This is a genomic window from Nocardia noduli (assembly GCF_019038455.1).
Lineage (GTDB): Bacteria > Actinomycetota > Actinomycetes > Mycobacteriales > Mycobacteriaceae > Nocardia > Nocardia noduli.
Genome location: NZ_JAFMPL010000078.1, coordinates 1 through 16943, shown reverse-complemented (window position 1 = coordinate 16943; position 16943 = coordinate 1). Strand labels below are relative to the sequence as shown.

Below are 16943 nucleotides of genomic sequence, written 5' to 3'. Positions count from 1 at the left end.
GGGCGTCCGGCCCGAATCGCACAGCCGAGGTCGTGACGCCATGAAAACCGAAGGGACGTGGGAGATACCCCCGCTCGACGACGCACCCGATATCGCGCGCCCGGAGGTGGCCGGAACCGGGGCGATACTCGCCGATCCCCGGCACTGGCCGGGAATCGGTGTCGCGGGCACCGGTCTCGCCTTCGCGGTGCTGGCCGCAGTGCTCGTCACGGCGGGCTACCCGGGCCTGGCGATCGTCGGCGCCGTCATCGCGGGAGCGGCGTTGATCGGTGGGGTGGCGCTCCTGGTCCTGGAGCGTCGACGCCGCACCGATCAGGGTGATACCGGGATCGTGCCCCGACTCGGCCTCGGCGGGAATCAGTAGGCGCGGCAGGTGTCGCGCGCGACGTTCTTGGTGGCGTTGAATTTGTCGATGGCCACGTTGAGCGTCGTGATGTCCACCCGCTGTTCCAGGGTGCCGGCCAGGGCATTGGTGTCGTCGCGGTAGGCCCGCAACTTCGCGGCCACGTCGGGCAGTACCTCCCGTGTCACCGCGCGGTCGATGTTCTGCGCGTTGCCGCGCAACGCGGTGACCGCGCCGGTGGCCTTGGCGTCGGTGTCGGGTGCGCTGCTGTTGCTGGCGTCGATGTAGGCATTGAAGCTGCTGACCGAACTCTCGTTCGCGGAGAAGAAGGTGTCGCAGGCTGCCTCGGTCGCCGTCTGCGCGGCGGCGGCGCGGGAGGAGGAGGCCGAGATCGAGGAGGCCGTCATATCGGACCGATAGGCGGCCAGATCGGTCTGGTTCACCTCGGCGGTTCCGGTCACCAACGTGGAGCACGCACCCAGGAAGAGGATGCCGATTACGGTGGCGGCAGCTGCGGCGGTAAGGCCCGCTCGTTCCAGTTGTCGCATGTCGGTGTCGCCTCTCTCCCCTCGGGGTGTCCGGTTCCACGAGGGTTGCGTATCGTACCGGACCACTCGACGGTACTTGTTCCACCGGGTGCACGTCAGCCGTGCGTGCCCAGATCGAGACCATCGATTTTCCGGGGGCGGATACCGATCCGGGCGGGGGTACCGCCCGCGCGGCGGAGAAGGACGAAAGCGACGATTCCGGCGCGAGTGTGCGCGCGGGCAGGCTAACGCGTGGCGATATCGATGACGAGCCGGCTCGGGTTGGTGAGGGTGCTGACCGAGAAACCGGGTCTGGCGGCGTTCACGCCGATGAACGACTGCGTGGTGCCCTCGAAGACGACGGTCCGGTACACCCCGGCGATTCCGGGAGTACCCGGGTCGGTCGCCGGATCCGGGCCCTCGTAGGGGGTCACGCCGCTGTCGAACGGATACGCCGAACCGGTGATCTGTACTTCCAGGATCGACCGGCCCGCGACGTCGATCTGATTTCCGCTCCCGTCCTGCACGGCGCGATCGGTGTACTGCACGATCCATCCCGGACTGCCCGTGCCGCCGAGGTCGTAGACCACGCGATCGAATCCCGGTTGCGCGCCGATGCGGATACCGGTCACGGTGAGACCCGCGCCGGAGGACGGTTCGCCGCGTTTGGGTTGCGTGTCGGCGGGAGCGGGCGCCGGTACGTCGGCGAAGGTGCCGGTCGTACTGGCGGCGCTGGACACATTCGACCGGGGCTGGGTGGTGTCGCTGTCGTCACAGCCCGCGAGCAGGGCCGCCGTCACCGCGATCGTCGACACAATCGTGTTACGCATGTGACTGATGTTACTGAGTGAATGCTGTGCGGCGGCGGAAACGGGCCGGACTGTGCCGCATGGATGTTCGCGCGCGGACATCCGGCGGGATCTGGGCCGTGGACGACGAGGTGAAAACCATCGCGCAGAAAGTTTGCTGAAATGATGCTGGAGACCGGTATTCTCGCGTTTGCGGTGCCGGGGAGTAGTTGCGCCCGAGGTCGCGAACCCGGGTGCGGCGGGGGTGGGAGACGATCGGATGCCGGGTCTCGCCCCCGGCTGTCCGTCGCGAATTCGCCATATGCGCGCCGGGGTCGGTAATCCGTCTGTCGGTCAGTGCCTTTCGGGTGCCGAGGCCGTCGATCGCCTCGATCGGAGCCCCGTCCTTGCAGCGGTACGCACACTCGCAAGGACGGTCGATTATTCGGTGTGACCAGTGCGTACGCGTACCGGACCCGGATGTGGGAGTCGAACGTGCCCGTGGCGCAGGTCGAGTCACGGTCGACATGCGACCCGCGCGGTCGAGGGTGGGACGAATTCGGGCAATTCGGCACTCGCGGAGGTGGTATCGAGCCGGATCGCCACGCCGGACGTGGGCCGTGAAGTCGCGGCATGTCGGCACGAAATATACTGTGCCGGTGGAATTCACGGTCATCGTCTCGAATCGTGGGATGCGGGGGAGAAGAAATATCGGCCCAAACGCGACTATTCGGCAACGATCTAGCACACTTGACGGTGTGGGAGATCTCGAGGACGTGCTAGCCCGATTACGCCGCTATCCGGATGTGGAGGCGCAGAACCTCTATGCCGTCGATGCGGCGGATCGGCTGATCCTCGACGTCGCCGCCGAAGCCATCGGCTCCTCCGGTAGCGGGAAGGTAGCGATTATCGGGGACAGCTACGGCGCGCTCACACTCGGGGTGGTCGTCGGACACGATCTGCGCGGTATTCGCGTCCACCAGGATCTGCTGACCGGTGAACTCGCCCTGGCCAACAACGCCCGCGCCCTCGGTCTCGCCGATCGATACGCGGCGTATCCCCTCGGCGAGCAGTTGCTCGGCGGTGTCGAGGTGGTGTTGCTGCGCCTGCCGCGCGCGCTGGCCGGACTCGCCGAGATCGCCGACGCCATCGCGCGCTACGCCGATCCCTCGGTGACCGTGGTCGCGGGCGGCCGTGACAAGTATCTGACGAAGTCGATGAACGACATGCTGGCCCAGTCCTTTTCGGAGGTCAGAGCGAGCCGGGGGCGGCAGAAGTCGCGCACGCTGCTCGTCACGGGGCCGAAGCCGGTGGGGGAGCCGCGATTCCCGGTGCAGGACCGGCTGGAGGATTTCGACATCGACGTGGTCGCGCACGGTGCGGCCTTCTCCGGTCCGCGCCTGGATATCGGCACCCGATTCCTGCTCGAACACCTGAAGTGGATGAAACCGGACGCCCGCGACGCGATCGACCTCGGTTGCGGTACGGGCATCCTGGCGGTCGCGCTCGCCAAGGCGCGCCCGGCCCTGCGGGTGGTCGGCACCGACCAGTCCGCGGCCGCGGTGGCCTCGGCCCGGGCGACCGTCGCGGCCAACGACATGGTCGACCGGGTGACCGTGGTCCGCGACGACGCGATGTCGTCGGCCGCGGACAACAGCGCCGATCTGGTCGTGTGCAATCCGCCCTTCCATGTCGGCGCCGCCGTGCACACCGGTTCGGCGATCAAGATGTTCACCGAGACCGGCCGCGTCCTGCGTCCCGGCGGCGAACTCTGGGCGGTGTACAACTCGCACCTGAACTACCGGGGTGTGGTGGAACGTATCGTCGGTTCCACCGACGTCGTCGGCCGGAATCGGAAGTTCACGGTGACGCGATCGGTCCGTGGTCTGCACGATGTGCAACAGCGGTAGAGTCCGAATTGTCCGCCTCATCGATCGGCCGAGGAACTCGTTGGGGATGACAGACGTTGGAACAAGCAGTTGGATATCGAGTATTCGGCTCGACAGACAGCGGCAACGACTCCAGAAAGGCATCCGCGGTGCGCACCTCCAGCAATCCGGTTTTCCGTAATTTGCCCCGCCAAGAAGGCGTTGGCGGTGGGTACGCCAACTTCGGGTCCGGGGTTGCGGGTGCCGGCCAGGTCGGCAACCAGTACGGCCAGCAGCCCTACCAGCAGCAGCCCTATCAGCAGGCCCCGGCCACCCGGTCGATGACCATCGACGATGTCGTCACCAAGACCGGCATCACCCTGGGTGTGCTGATCGTCTCGGCGATCATCTCCTACGGCCTCACCAACGCGAACACCTCGCTCGCCCCGCTGTTCGTCATCGTCGGCGGCTTGGTCGGCCTGGTTCTCGTGCTGATCGCCACCTTCGCGAACAAGATGGACAACCCCGCCATCGTCCTGTCCTACGCGGTCGCCGAGGGCCTGTTCCTCGGTGCGCTGTCGTTCATGTTCACCGATGTCGAATTCGGCGGCGTCGGCGGTAGCGCGCTGATCGGCCAGGCCGTACTCGGTACGTTCGGTGTCTTCGCGGGCATGCTGGTCGTCTACAAGACCGGCGCGATCCGGGTCACCCCGCGTTTCACCCGGATGATCGTCGGCGCGCTGATCGGCGTCGTCGTGCTCGCCCTCGGCAACCTGATCGCGAGTTTCTTCATCTCCGGCGGTCTCGGACTGCGTGACGGCGGCACGCTCGCCATCATCTTCAGCCTGGTCTGCATCGCCATCGCCGCGTTCAGCTTCCTGCTCGACTTCGACGCCGCTGACCAGCTGATCCGCGCGCAGGCGCCGGAGAAGGCGGCCTGGGGCGTCGCCCTCGGCCTGACCGTCACCCTGGTCTGGCTCTACGTCGAGATCCTGCGACTGCTGAGCTACTTCAACAACGACTAGTTCCACGCGGCCCCGGCCGCACGGAGACGAGAAGGGCGGTCGCCGACGCGGCCGCCCTTTCGCGTGTGCCGGATCAGGCGGCGATACCGAGCGTCGCGGCGACCGCGACCGGGATCAGGTACAGCAGCGGGAACGGGACGTGCCCGTAGGCCCGCGCCCGCACAATGGTGACGATCGCGCCGAGGAAGTACGCGACGATGCCGATCGCCGCCGCAAGCCCGATCACCGGCACCCACAGTCCGACGATCAGGCCGAGCGCGCCCGCGCCCTTCGCCAGCCCGAGCGGGGTCCACCACGATTCGGGGACGCCGTATTCGACCAGCGGGCCGACCACGAACTCGGCCCGCCGCAACAGCGACAACGCCGAGAAGCCGACCCAGGCGGCGGCGAGAACGGTGACGATGACGTAGGCGGTGTGCATGGCGGCCTCCCGAGCTCTCCTTGTGCCCGAACGACGAACGGCTCCCTATCGCGGGGATAGGGAGCCGTCCGGACGGGTTCACCGCCGCCTGTGCGGCGGCCGCGCGAGTGTCAGCTCAGGCGCTCGATGACCAGCGCCATGCCCTGCCCGCCGCCGACGCACATGGTCTCCACGCCGAACTGCTTGTCGTGGGTCTGGAGGTTGTTGATCAGCGTGGTGGCGATGCGCGCGCCGGTCATGCCGAACGGGTGGCCGAGGGCGATGGCGCCGCCGGAGACGTTCAGCTTGTCCTCGTCGATCTTCAGTTCGCGCGCGGAGCCGAGCACCTGCACCGCGAACGCCTCGTTGATCTCGAACAGGTCGATATCGTCGACCGTCTTGCCCGCGAGCGCGAGGGCGTTCTTGACGGCCTCGATCGGGCCGAGGCCCATGATCTCCGGCGACAGGCCGGAGACGCCGGTGGAGACGATCCGGGCCAGCGGGGTCAGGCCGAGTTCGGCCGCCTTGGTGTCGCTCATGATGACCAGCGCCGCAGCGCCGTCGTTGAGCGGACAGCAGTTACCGGCGGTGACGGTGCCGTCGGGACGGAACACCGGCTTCAGCTGGCTGACCGCCTCGTAGGTGACACCGGCGCGCGGGCCGTCGTCGGTGGAGACCACGGTGCCGTCGGGCAGCGTGACCGGGGTGATCTCACGTTCGAAGAAGCCCGCATTGATGGCCGCCTCGGCGCGGTTCTGCGAACGAACGCCCCAACGGTCCTGGTCCTCGCGGGTGATGCCGGTGAAGCTGGCGACATTCTCCGCGGTCTGGCCCATGGCGATGTAGGGGTCGGGGAGCAGGCCGTCCTCGCGCGGGTCGTGCCAGATGCCCGCGCCGCCCTTGGCGGTTTCGACGGTCCTGGCCTGAGCTTCGTCGAACACCGGGTTCTTGGTGTTCGGCCAGCCGTCGGCGGAGCCGTTCTTGTAGCGCGAGACGGTTTCCACGCCCGCGGAGATGAAGATGTGGCCCTCGCCCGCCTTGATCGCGTGGAACGCCATCCGCGTGGTCTGCAACGAGGACGCGCAGTAGCGCTGCACGGTCGTGCCGGGCACGGTGTCGTAGCCGAGCTGGACGGCGACGTTGCGGGCGATGCCGAAGCCCTGCTCGCCCGCGGGCGAGCCACAGCCGAGGATCAGGTCGTCGATCTGGGTCGGATCGAGCGCGGGCACCTTGTCCAAGGCCGCGCGAATGATCTGGGCGGTGAGATCATCGGGCCGGATGTCGACCAACGAACCCTTCATGGCGCGGCCGATGGGGGAGCGAGCGGTCGAAACGATAACTGCCTCGGGCATGAGGGCTCCTTTGTGCTTCTGCTCAGTTTTGTACTGGCGACTCTATGTGTACCAAATTAGCCGAGCGGCGCACCCGCCACCCCGGAGATTCGACGAGTCCGCGCAGCCGCGCGGTGATGCCACGTCGTTCGGCCGAACGGGCCTGCGGTGACTCCGCCCGTCGCTGCGCGAGTGCCGTCACCAGGACCGGCAGAATATGCCCCGCGGCCAACGCGTAGCCGTCGGCGGAGGGGTGGAAGCCGTCGGCGGCGAAGAGCCGGTCCGGCGAAGTGAGGAATTGCGGACCGAGGTCGCCCATCGGCACCGGGTGGGCACCGGCGTCGGCGCTGACCCCGAATTGCGCCTTCGCCAGCCGCACGCTCCAGTTGTGCACGATGGTGCGCAGCGGCTGCGGTATCGCGGCGACCGTCCCCAGATCCGGGCAGGTGCCGACGACGACGACCGCACCCGCGTCGTGCAGCCTGGCCACCGCGGCGCCGAGCCGATGCGCCGAGGCGGAGATCGAATGCTTCTTGGTGACGTCGTTCGCGCCGACGAAGATGACCGCGGCGTCCGGCGGCGGACCCGCGACGAACATCGCGTCGACCTGACCGGACAGACCCTTGGAGGTGGCGCCGCAGATCGCCTTGGTGCTGAGCCTGATGCTCATTCCCGTGGCCTCGGCCAATCCGCGCGCGATCCGCACGCCCGGCACTTCCTCGCAGTCCGCGCACCCGAGTCCGGCCGCGGTGGAATCGCCGAAGATCATCAGGTGCACATCGACCGGCTTACCCGGCCGCCACAGCTCGGGTGACTCGCAGCCCGCGGTGTAGACACCGTCGGCCTCCGGCGGTTTGGAGGTGTCGCGTCCGATGACCCCGCGCGCCGCGCCCGCCTGTGCCATGAGAAGTCGATACGCGGCCCACGACGCGGTACCCGCGCTGGATCCGGCCAGTACGGTGGCCATACCCGTCACCGCGGCGGTACGCCTGCTCATCCGAGGTGCCACGACTACGAATAGTAGTGGCTCCGCGCACGACGACGTCGATCCCGCTTCCGCCGCCGGTCACCCGGGCGCGTACCCGACGGGTCGCGCTGCCGGGCCTGCCCAGGTCGTCAGGGTTCACCGGCGGCCACGAACTCCCCGGCGATCTCAGCCGGGGACGGTGAAGGTGGCCTTGGCGGGAACGTTCGCGGAATCGGTGGTGATCGCGACCTCGACGCGGCCCGGGCCGGTGTCCTGGAACAGCGCGTAGAGGATGCTGCCGTAGATACCGGTCACCACATTGTTCTCGTACACGCCGATCGCGCCGGTATCGAGATTGCGCCAGGCCACGAAGGCGCGCACCTCGCACAGCGGGGCGAACGGGTAGAGACCGGGACCGACGCCGGAGACCGGGGTCGCCCGCACATTGAGGATGGCCCGGCCCGGCCAGTCGGCGCTGGTATCGGCCCAGGTCTCGATACTCGTCCAGCACAGACCGCCGTGCGCGAGCGTCGGTACCTGGGGGAACGGGACTGTCGCCGCACTGGCCTGCGCGCCGGATCCGACGACCGCGGCCATTGCCGCGCACACCAGAACGGTGGCGGCTCGGACGATGTTGGGCTGCCTCATATTTCCCGATCCTAGGCCCGGCGACCGGCTCCGCGTGCGACTCGCCCCGCATCGATTTCGCCCCGTCGTGCCGGAATTCACACTGTGGCTTCCCGGCCAGCGCGTCATGGGTCGTCGCGATGCCGGGAAGCCGCGTAGAGGGCCGTCGATGCGAGCACCGCGCGGCGTTCTGCAACGATGGAGCTATGCGCATCGCGGATCACGTCGTGGACCTCATCGGCAACACGCCCCTGGTCCGGTTGAACTCTGTCGTCGGGCCGAACGCCGGGCTGGTGGCCGCCAAGATCGAATACCTCAATCCTGGCGGAAGTTCCAAGGACCGGATCGCGGTGAAGATGATCGAGGCGGCCGAGAAGTCGGGCGAACTCGGTCCCGGCGGCACGATCGTCGAACCGACCTCGGGTAATACCGGTGTCGGACTGGCCCTGGTCGCGCAGCAGCGCGGCTACAAATGCGTATTCGTCTGCCCGGACAAGGTCTCCGAGGACAAGCGCAATGTGCTGCGCGCCTACGGCGCCGAGGTCGTGGTCTGCCCGACCGCCGTTCCGCCGGACCACCCGGACAGCTACTACAGCGTTTCGGATCGGCTGGTGCGCGAGATCGACGGCGCCTGGAAGCCGGACCAGTACTCCAATCCCGGCGGTCCGGACAGCCACTACGAGACCACCGGCCCGGAGATCTGGCGCGACACCGAAGGGAAGATCACCCACTTCGTCGCCGGTGTCGGCACCGGCGGCACCATCACCGGCACCGGTCGATACCTCAAGGAGGTGTCGGGTGGCACGGTGAAGGTCATCGGCGCCGATCCGGAGGGGTCGGTGTATTCCGGAGGCACCGGCAGGCCGTATCTGGTCGAAGGCGTCGGCGAGGATTTCTGGCCCTCGGCCTACGATCCCGCGATCCCCGACGAGATCATCGCGGTGTCGGACGCCGATTCGTTCGACATGACCCGACGGCTGGCCCGCGAGGAGGGACTGCTCGTCGGTGGTTCCTGCGGTATGGCGGTCGTCGCCGCCATCGAGGTGGCCCGTCGTGATCCCGACGCCGTCGTGGTCGTGCTGCTGCCCGACGGCGGCCGCGGTTACCTGTCGAAGATCTTCAACGACGAGTGGATGAGTTCCTACGGCTTCCTGCGCACCCGGCTCGACGGCAGCATCGCCGAGCCCCTGGTCGGTGACGTGCTGCGCGGAAAGTCCGGCGCGCTGCCGGATCTGGTGCACACCCACCCGTCGGAGACCCTGCGCGACGCCATCGAGATCCTGCGCGAATACGGTGTCTCGCAGATGCCTGTGGTCGGCGCGGAACCGCCGGTGATGGCGGGCGAGGTCGCGGGCAGCGTCACCGAGCGGGATCTGCTGTCGGCGGTATTCGAAGGCCGTGCGCACCTGACGGATTCGGTGGCCGAACACATGAGCCCGTCGTTCCCGTTGATCGGATCCGGCGAACCCATCTCCGCCGCCACCAAGGCGCTGTCCGACACCGACGCGCTCATGGTGGTCGAGGACGGCAAACCGGTCGGCGTCATCACCCGCCACGACCTGCTCGGTTTCCTCAGCACCGGTTCCATCGGTCGCTGACCCGGGGCCGCGATTCGATCGGGATCTCACGATCTTCGGCGCGGCGGTGCACGACATCATGGCACTCGATGACGAGTGGGACCGGATCGCCGCCGAGGCCGACTCGAGGCTCGCTTTCCGAGCCGGCTATCCGATCGGCGCCTGACGGAGCTATGTCCACGGTGCGTTCGAAATCCGGTGTGCGTCCGCCGTCCAGGCCGAAATTCGCTGTCGCGGGTGCGGCGGCGAACGATTATTCGCGACGCGCCAGCAAATAATTCGCAAACTCGCTGTTTCGATGATGACCCGAGGTATAACCGGCTCGGGAACAGCCACGGCACCGGCCCTGGCGTATCGGGTAGCGAAGGGACGGGCCGTGTATACCTCCAGTTCGGCTATCGATTTCGAGCAGGGGCTGACGGACGCGTGGAGTTCGGTCGCGACGTTCGTTCCCGCCGTGGCGGGATTCCTGGCGATTCTGCTCGGAGGCTGGACCATCGCCAGGGTCGTCGCGGCGATCGTGCGCCGTGTCCTGGCCCGGGTCGGATTCGATCGGCTGGTCGAGCGCGGCGGTATCGGGGATATGTTGGCACGCAGCCGTTACGACGCCTCGGATCTGTTGGCAAGACTGGCGTATTTCGCGATTGTGCTGATCGCCCTGCAACTCGGTTTCGGGATATTCGGTCCGAATCCGGTCAGCGCGACGATCGACCGTATCGTCGCCTGGCTGCCGCGCGCCGCGGTGGCGATCGTCATCGTCGTCGTCGCGGGAGCCATCGCGCACGGGGTGCGCGACATGGTCGCCAACGTGCTCGGCGGCCTGTCGTACGGGCCGATGATGGGGCGGATCGCCGCGGTATTCGTCTGGGGCATCGGCATCGTCGCCGCCCTGAACCAGATCGGTGTGGCCACCTCGGTGACGCTGCCGATACTCGTCACGGTGCTCGCCACCGTCGGCGGCGTCATCGTGGTCGGTGTCGGTGGCGGTCTGATCCGCCCTATGCAGCGGCGCTGGGAGGACTGGCTCACCGGCCTGGAAGAGGAGATGCCCGTGGTCAAAGGGCGTGCCGAGACCTATCGGCGCGGTCGCGACGACGCCGCCCGGGAACAACTGTGGATGGACGACCGGGCCACCCGCGCCCAGCAGCAGTGGGCACGGGAACCGATGCGCGGCGGCTACGGTCCGGGCGGGTACACCAAGGACGACGACTACTACTTCGACGATCCGGGTGAGATTCGCTGAGATTCGAACGTCAGCGAAACGCGTCCGCGTCGGTCAGCGCTTTGCCGAGAACAAGTTGGTGCACTTCCGCCGTGCCCTCGTAGGTGAGTACCGATTCCAGATTGTTGGCGTGCCGCAGAACCGGATAGTCGAGCGTGATGCCGTTCGCGCCGAGAAGGGTGCGGCATTCACGGGCGATTTTGATCGCCTCCCTCGTGCTGTTCAATTTTCCCGCGCTGATCTGCTCGGCCTTGACTTCGTGGCGATCCTTGAGCCTGCCGATATGCAGCGCGAGCAATTGCCCTTTGCCGAGTTCCAACGCCATATCCGCGAGTTTGGCCTGTGTGAGCTGGTAGGAGGCGAGCGGCTTCTCGAAGACCTCGCGCGTGCGGGTGTATTCGATGGTGGCGTCGAGGCAGTCCCTGGCCGCGCCGAGCGCGCCGAAGATGATGCCGAACCGCGCTTCGCTCAGGCAGGCGAGCGGCGAACCCAGGCCCGCCGACGCGGGCAGGATCGCGTCGGCGGGCAACCGGACGTCGTCGAGGTCGAGTTCGGCGGTGATCGAGGCGCGCAGCGACAATTTGCGATGCATCTCACGGGCGGTGAAACCGGGTGTGTCCGTCGGAACCAGGAATCCGCGGATCCTCTCGTCGGTCCGCGCCCAGATCACCGCGATATCGGCGACCGAGCCGTTGGTGATCCACATCTTCGATCCGTTGAGCACCCAGTCGTCGCCGTCGCGCTCGGCACGGGTGCGCATGCCGCCGGGGTTGGATCCGAAATCCGGTTCGGTCAGCCCGAAACAGCCGATCGTCTCGCCCGCCGCCATACCGGGCAGCCAATGCTGTTTCTGTTCCTCCGAACCGAACAGGTGGATGGCCGTCATGGCCAGCGAACCCTGGACCGAGACCATGCTGCGCACCCCCGAATCCACCGCCTCCAGTTCCTGGCAGGCCAGGCCGTAGGCGGTCGCCGACATACCCGCGCATCCGTATCCCTCGAGATGCATGCCGAGCAGACCGAGTTTGCCGAGTTGCGGCGCTATCTCACGGGCGGGAAAAGTGCCCGCCTCGAACCAGTCCGCGATATGCGGGCGCAGTCGCCTGGCCGCGAACGCGGCGACGGTATCCCTGATCTCGCGCTCCTCCTCGGACAGCAGGGCGTCGGTTGCGAAGAGTTCGTCGACAGTCACCATGAACTCAGCCTAATCGGCCGCCCGCGCGGCGAGACCGTCGTCACAAACGGGTGCCGACGTGCATATTCGGACTCGGCCATACCACCGGGCGCGCGGTTGCCCGCGATTGCCTCCCTCTAGTCTGGGGATATGACCGAGCTGGGATTCTCCACACGGGCAGTGCACGCCGGATTCGATCCTGATCCACAGACCGGTGCGGTGAACGTGCCCATTTACGCGAGTTCGACGTTCGCCCAGGACGGAGTGGGCGGATTGCGCGGCGGCTTCGAATACGGCCGAACCGGCAATCCGACGCGCACCGCCCTCGAGGCCAACCTCGCCGCCCTCGAGTCGGGCGCCTACGGGCGCGCGTTCGGCTCGGGCATGGCGGCCACCGACTGTGCGCTGCGCGCGATGCTGCGCCCCGGCGACCACATCGTCATCCCCGACGACGCCTACGGCGGCACCTTCCGGCTGATCGACAAGGTCTTCAGTCAGTGGGGGATCGAGCATTCGCCCGCCCACGTCTTCAACGTCGACGAGATGCGCGCCGCGATCCGCCCCAACACCAAACTGGTCTGGATCGAGACACCGACCAACCCGCTGCTCAGCATCGGCGATATCCCGGCGCTGGCCGAGGTCGCCCACATCGCGGGCGCGAAACTGGTGGTGGACAACACCTTCGCCACGCCGTACCTACAGCAGCCGCTGCTACTCGGCGCGGATGTGGTCACCCACTCCACCACCAAATACCTCGGTGGGCATTCCGATGTCGTCGGCGGCGCGCTGATCACCAACGATCCCGAACTCGACGCCGCGTTCGGTTTCCTGCAGAACGGCGCGGGCGCCGTTCCCGGCCCCTTCGACGCCTACCTCACCATCCGCGGCACCAAAACTCTCGCGCTGCGGATGGAACGTCACTGCGACAACGCCGAGGCCCTGGCCGAATACCTCACCCGGCACCCGGCGATCTCCCAGGTCATCTACCCGGGCCTGCCGGAACATCCCGGCCATCTCGTCGCGGACAAGCAGATGCGCCGTTTCGGCGGCATGATCTCGGTGCGCCTGCACGGTGGCCGCGCGGCCGCGCACGATTTCTGCTCGCGCACCACGATCTTCACCCTCGCCGAATCGCTCGGCGGCGTGGAATCGCTGATCGAGCATCCGGCCGCGATGACCCACGCCTCGACTGAGGGCTCGGAGCTGGAAGTGCCCGCCGATCTGGTTCGACTTTCGGTCGGCATCGAGGACATCGGCGATCTGCTCACCGATGTGGAACGGGCGCTCGCCGGCTGAGTACAACAGACCGAGCACATACAGAACGGCCGCTCCCGTGCTCGGGTGCGGCCGTTTCTGTTCGGGTTTCGTGACGCAGGGATCAGCTGTGGTAGGGCTCCGCGCTGATCAGCGTGACCTTCATCGTATTGCCGTTGGGCAGCGTGTATTCCCGGGTCTCGCCGACCTTGGCATCGATGAGCGCGCCGCCGAGCGGGGAGTTCGGCGAGTACGTCTCCAGTTTGGAGTCGTTCACGCCCTCCTCGCGGGTCGCGATGAGGAATGTCTCGGTGTCGGACTCGTCGCCGTCGTAGTAGACCTTCACGACCGAGCCGGGGAGTGCGACGCCCGCCTTGGTCGGCGCGACGCCGACCTTCGCGTTGTTCAGCAGTTCCTGCAGCTGGCGGATACGCGCCTCCTGCTGGCCCTGCTCCTCGCGCGCGGCGTGGTAGCCACCGTTCTCCTTGAGGTCGCCCTCTTCCCGGCGCTCGTTGATCTCGGCGGCGATGACGGGACGGTTGGCAATGAGCGCGTCGAGTTCGCCCTTGAGCCTGTCGTGCGACTCCGGGGTCAGCCAGGTCACTTGCGTCTCGGTCATCTCGATCACTCCCTAGTAGTTGTTCCCGGCGGACCGGGATTCCCTGATACCGGCGCCCCCACCCGGAGGAGGGCATGCACCAGCCGACGGCTAGAGCCAATCCTGGGAAGTTCATCGAACCCCGACAGGTGAAGTTGCGGGCAAACCCGAAAACCCGGAACTCACAGCGCTGGCCGCCAATGCAGCAAACACGGCTCCGAGCCCCGGAACCGTGTATCACGCCATTTTAGCATGAATCATAAACACGCAGGTCGGAGTTCATTTTGCCGACAAACACGCCGATAATTCCCGAGTCGGGAGATGTTTTCAGCTCGCCCGCAGATACTCGGGCACCCGATCGCTACATCCGTATATGTTGCCCGCCGATGGCCGGGCCGAGGAACGGACGATCGTCGTCAATTCGACCGTTCCGCTGTCCGACGGTGTGATGAGCACCTCTCTCCGGCCGACCTCGGCTCCGTCGCGATCCATCGCCCGGACGAAACAGACCGCGGGGCGCGACGGGTCGTCGCGGGTCACCTTCAGCCGGATCGACAGGGTCGAATCGTCGACGAGGGTGTAGCCGAGTTGTTCGGCGTCGATATCGTCCGGACCGTACTTCTGGAAGCCGAGAAAGGCGATTCCCAGGCCCGCGACCAGCACGATCGCGATCAACGTCGCGGGAATCCAGCGCCTGCGAATCCCGGGCGCGTCGCGTCGGTCACGGGTGCCGTAGCGGTCGGCGCGACGAGCCGCCGCCGCGCCATCGGCGGACACGTCGCCGGTGGTTTCGGGCTGGGGCTCGTTCATGGACTTCTCGCTCCCGGGGGGCACGTCGGAACAAAAGTAGGTCGAATGAAACTATAGGGAATGAAGACCCGACACCCGCGACCGAGAGCGACGGTGAACGAGACGTGAGTGGCCTTCGCCTCATGGCGGTGCATGCCCACCCAGACGACGAATCCAGCAAGGGTGCCGCAACCACCGCCCGTTACGCCGACGAGGGACACGAAGTCCTCATCGTGACGTTGACCGGCGGCGAACGTGGCAGCATCCTCAACCCGGCGATGGACACCCCGGGTGTGCTCGACCGGATCGTGGAGATCCGGCGAGAGGAGATGGCCGCCGCCGCGCGGGCGCTCGGCGTGCGCCAGACCTGGCTGGGTTTCGTCGACTCCGGATTACCCGAGGGCGATCCGCTGCCGCCGCTGCCCGACGGTTGTTTCGCGCTGGTCCCGCTCGAGGAGTCGACCGAGGCGCTGGTGCGCGTGATCCGCGAATTCAAGCCGCATGTGATCACCACCTACGACGAGAACGGCGGCTACCCGCATCCGGATCACATCCGATGCCACGAGGTCTCGGTGGAGGCCTTCGAGGCGGCGGGCGATCCCGAACGGTTCCCCGACGCGGGCGCGCCGTGGACGCCGCTCAAGCTCTACTACGACCACGGTTTCAGCCTGAAGCGGATGGAGGTCTTCGCCGCGGAGTACGAGCGCATCGGCGAGCCCTTCCCGTTGCAGGAATGGCTGGACCGCGTGCGGCAGTACCAGGACGGTCGCGGCGACAAGATGGTCAGGGTCACCACCCAGATCGAATGCGGCAAGTACTTCCACCAACGTGACGACGCGCTGCGCTCGCATGCCACCCAGATCGATCCGAACGGCGCGTTCTTCGCGATCCCGATCGAACTCCAGCAGCGGTTGTGGCCGACCGAGGAATTCGAATTGGCCAAGACCAGGGTCAGCACCGCGCTGCCCGAACACGATCTGTTCGCGGGGATCGAGGACGCGGACCGGTGATGCTCGCTCTTCTCGCCCAAACCCCCGGCACGCCGACGGGCCCCGAATTCGGCAAGGCCTCACCACTCGGCCTCGCGATCGTGCTCATTCTGCTCGTCGGCACCGTCCTGCTCGTGCGTTCGATGAACCGGCACCTGAAGAATCTGCCGCCCACCTTCGAACCCGAACATCCGGAGCCGGATCAGGAGGCGGACGAGGGGACCGAACCGGGGATCATCAAGCAATCCGAAGCCGGTGAGCCGGTGCAGGGTTCGGACAAGCGCGCGCAATCGAGCTGACGGGCGGTCGCCCGAATCTCCTTGCGGTGCAATGCCGTCGACGTGGTCGCCGCGTCTGCGGCATGGCATTCTGGGTAGGTGGGGAATCGGGGATCGTCGCGCGGGTTCGGGGACGGTCGGTGGCGACTCGTCGCGCGGGTCGTGGCGGGCGTACTCGGCCTCGCCGCTCTCGCGTTGTGGGCCAGGTGCGTCGGCTTGGTGGTCACCTACCGGCTCGCCACCGACCCCGTCGTCGACCCGCACGGTTACGGCCTGATCTTCGGCACGATCTTCTCCGTTCCGACCGGCTTGCTCGCCGCCGCGCTCCTACCGCAGACGTTGCGTCCACCGCACAGAGCGCGCGTCACCGCGGTCGCGATGGCGACCCACGTCGTCGCGACGGTCCTGTTGTTCGCCGCGTTCCTCACCGCGTGACGACGATCGCTCGGAGTCTCCCGTCACGTTTTCATCGTGGCTCCGGGCGGGTACTCCTGAGTAGCGTATGCCGATCGGATGTCACACCGCCGTGCTACCAATTCTGTGTTCGCCCTAGCTAAGGAAGTCCATGCAGACTGTGATCGGCCGGATCGACCGTGCCCTCGACATGACCGGCACGATCGTCGACGCGATCGAGGACGGCCGATTGTCGGCGGCCACGCCGTGCGCGAAATGGGACGTGCGCGCGGTGCTCAACCACCTGGTGGGTGGTATGCGGCTGTTCGCGGCGGAGCTGGCCGGAACCGATCCGGTCGGGGCGTACGACGATTGGCTGGGCGCGGACCCGCAGGTGGCCTACGCGGCCGCGGCCGAAATCGACCGCGCCGCATGGGGCCGCCTCGACGTGCCGTGGTCGGAGGTGAATCTCCCGATCGGTACGGCGACAGCGCCGGAGGCCGCGCTGGTCCACCTCACCGAGGTGGTCGTGCACGGCCTCGATCTCGCGATCGCCATCGATCGCCCCGATCTCGCCGACGACGATCTCAGCGCGGAACTGCTCGCCGCCATGGCCGAAGCCGGCGGCGTCGAGACCTTCCGCAAACCCGGCATGTTCGGACCCGAGGTCGCGATCTCCCCGGACGCACCGGCCCACCTTCGACTGATGGCCTACCTCGGCCGCACCGTCTAGCGACTTCGGACCTCCCCGGTTGCGGGGTGCGGCAAGGGGAGGACGCATCCACGGGTGGGG

The 16943-nt window shown here is 67.2% G+C and carries 19 protein-coding genes; 10 read left to right on the top strand and 9 right to left on the bottom strand.

All coding sequences use genetic code 11. The annotated features are described in order from the left end of the window. Positions 1-40 precede the first annotated feature (40 nt). Entirely contained in the window at positions 41-364 is a 324-nt protein-coding gene (locus JZ792_RS29810) for a hypothetical protein (RefSeq protein WP_216915702.1), read from the top strand. Here the strand turns inward: JZ792_RS29810 and JZ792_RS29805 are convergent. Together JZ792_RS29805 and JZ792_RS29800 are read right to left on the bottom strand one after the other, a co-directional pair. Further along, a complete protein-coding gene (locus tag JZ792_RS29805) occupies positions 358-891 on the bottom strand; it encodes an Rv2240c family protein (protein WP_216915701.1) in 534 nt (177 codons plus the stop codon). The two genes, JZ792_RS29810 and JZ792_RS29805, sit on opposite strands and share 7 nt — an antisense overlap. 224 nt (positions 892-1115) lie before the next feature. Continuing rightward, positions 1116-1700: an AMIN-like domain-containing (lipo)protein gene (locus tag JZ792_RS29800; RefSeq protein ID WP_216915698.1), complete on the bottom strand. Its 585-nt coding sequence runs from the start codon at positions 1698-1700 to the stop codon at positions 1116-1118. A 716-nt stretch (positions 1701-2416) separates the two neighbouring features. Here JZ792_RS29800 and JZ792_RS29795 point away from each other — a divergent pair. Together JZ792_RS29795 and JZ792_RS29790 are read left to right on the top strand one after the other, a co-directional pair. Beyond that, positions 2417-3568 carry a class I SAM-dependent methyltransferase gene (locus tag JZ792_RS29795; RefSeq protein WP_308165507.1) on the top strand — a complete coding sequence of 384 codons (1152 nt, stop codon included), beginning with the start codon at positions 2417-2419 and terminating at the stop codon, positions 3566-3568. Positions 3569-3696: 128 nt separating this feature from the next. Then, a complete protein-coding gene (locus JZ792_RS29790) occupies positions 3697-4551 on the top strand; it encodes a Bax inhibitor-1/YccA family protein (RefSeq protein WP_216915696.1) in 855 nt (284 codons plus the stop codon). A 73-nt stretch (positions 4552-4624) separates the two neighbouring features. Here JZ792_RS29790 and JZ792_RS29785 read toward each other — a convergent pair whose 3' ends face one another. The 4 genes from JZ792_RS29785 to JZ792_RS29770 all read right to left on the bottom strand — a co-directional run bounded on the left by JZ792_RS29785 (position 4625) and on the right by JZ792_RS29770 (position 7897). Further along, positions 4625-4972, bottom strand: a complete 348-nt coding sequence (locus JZ792_RS29785) for a DoxX family protein (protein ID WP_216915694.1) — start codon at positions 4970-4972, stop codon at positions 4625-4627. A 110-nt stretch (positions 4973-5082) separates the two neighbouring features. Next, positions 5083-6303: an acetyl-CoA C-acetyltransferase gene (locus tag JZ792_RS29780; RefSeq protein ID WP_216915692.1), complete on the bottom strand. Its 1221-nt coding sequence runs from the start codon at positions 6301-6303 to the stop codon at positions 5083-5085. 22 nt (positions 6304-6325) lie between these two features. Continuing rightward, complete coding sequence (locus JZ792_RS29775) at positions 6326-7279, bottom strand: SGNH/GDSL hydrolase family protein (protein ID WP_216915742.1); 954 nt, start codon at positions 7277-7279, stop codon at positions 6326-6328. Positions 7280-7435: 156 nt separating this feature from the next. Further along, complete coding sequence (locus JZ792_RS29770) at positions 7436-7897, bottom strand: hypothetical protein (protein ID WP_216915690.1); 462 nt, start codon at positions 7895-7897, stop codon at positions 7436-7438. A 185-nt stretch (positions 7898-8082) separates the two neighbouring features. On the opposite strand from JZ792_RS29770, the gene JZ792_RS29765 reads away from it, so the two are divergent. After that, the gene (locus tag JZ792_RS29765; RefSeq protein ID WP_216915688.1) at positions 8083-9474 is read left to right on the top strand and encodes a cystathionine beta-synthase; all 1392 of its coding nucleotides are present in this window, start codon (positions 8083-8085) and stop codon (positions 9472-9474) included. Positions 9475-9829: 355 nt separating this feature from the next. Beyond that, a complete protein-coding gene (locus JZ792_RS29760) occupies positions 9830-10696 on the top strand; it encodes a mechanosensitive ion channel family protein (protein WP_308165506.1) in 867 nt (288 codons plus the stop codon). 10 nt (positions 10697-10706) lie between these two features. Here the strand turns inward: JZ792_RS29760 and JZ792_RS29755 are convergent, their stop codons facing one another. Further along, positions 10707-11870, bottom strand: a complete 1164-nt coding sequence (locus tag JZ792_RS29755) for an acyl-CoA dehydrogenase family protein (protein ID WP_216915684.1) — start codon at positions 11868-11870, stop codon at positions 10707-10709. Between the two features lie 129 nt (positions 11871-11999). On the opposite strand from JZ792_RS29755, the gene JZ792_RS29750 reads away from it, so the two are divergent. After that, positions 12000-13145 (top strand): cystathionine gamma-synthase, encoded by a 1146-nt coding sequence (locus JZ792_RS29750; protein WP_216915682.1) that lies wholly within the window; start codon positions 12000-12002, stop codon positions 13143-13145. Positions 13146-13227: 82 nt separating this feature from the next. Here the strand turns inward: JZ792_RS29750 and greA are convergent, their stop codons facing one another. Together greA and JZ792_RS29740 are read right to left on the bottom strand one after the other, a co-directional pair. Continuing rightward, entirely contained in the window at positions 13228-13722 is a 495-nt protein-coding gene (gene greA, locus JZ792_RS29745) for a transcription elongation factor GreA (protein ID WP_109527882.1), read from the bottom strand. A 306-nt stretch (positions 13723-14028) separates the two neighbouring features. Beyond that, positions 14029-14511 (bottom strand): DUF4307 domain-containing protein, encoded by a 483-nt coding sequence (locus JZ792_RS29740; RefSeq protein WP_216915680.1) that lies wholly within the window; start codon positions 14509-14511, stop codon positions 14029-14031. A 122-nt stretch (positions 14512-14633) separates the two neighbouring features. On the opposite strand from JZ792_RS29740, the gene mca reads away from it, so the two are divergent. The 4 genes from mca (at position 14634) to JZ792_RS29720 (ending at position 16883) form a co-directional block, all read left to right on the top strand. Next, the gene (gene mca, locus JZ792_RS29735; RefSeq protein ID WP_216915740.1) at positions 14634-15500 is read left to right on the top strand and encodes a mycothiol conjugate amidase Mca; all 867 of its coding nucleotides are present in this window, start codon (positions 14634-14636) and stop codon (positions 15498-15500) included. Then, a complete protein-coding gene (locus JZ792_RS29730) occupies positions 15500-15778 on the top strand; it encodes a hypothetical protein (RefSeq protein WP_216915678.1) in 279 nt (92 codons plus the stop codon). Before mca ends, JZ792_RS29730 begins: the two co-directional genes overlap by 1 nt. Positions 15779-15856: 78 nt before the next feature. Then, positions 15857-16192, top strand: coding sequence for a hypothetical protein (locus JZ792_RS29725; RefSeq protein ID WP_216915676.1), 336 nt, complete (start codon positions 15857-15859; stop codon positions 16190-16192). A 130-nt stretch (positions 16193-16322) separates the two neighbouring features. Beyond that, complete coding sequence (locus tag JZ792_RS29720) at positions 16323-16883, top strand: TIGR03086 family metal-binding protein (protein WP_216915674.1); 561 nt, start codon at positions 16323-16325, stop codon at positions 16881-16883. The last annotated feature ends 60 nt before the right edge of the window (positions 16884-16943 follow it).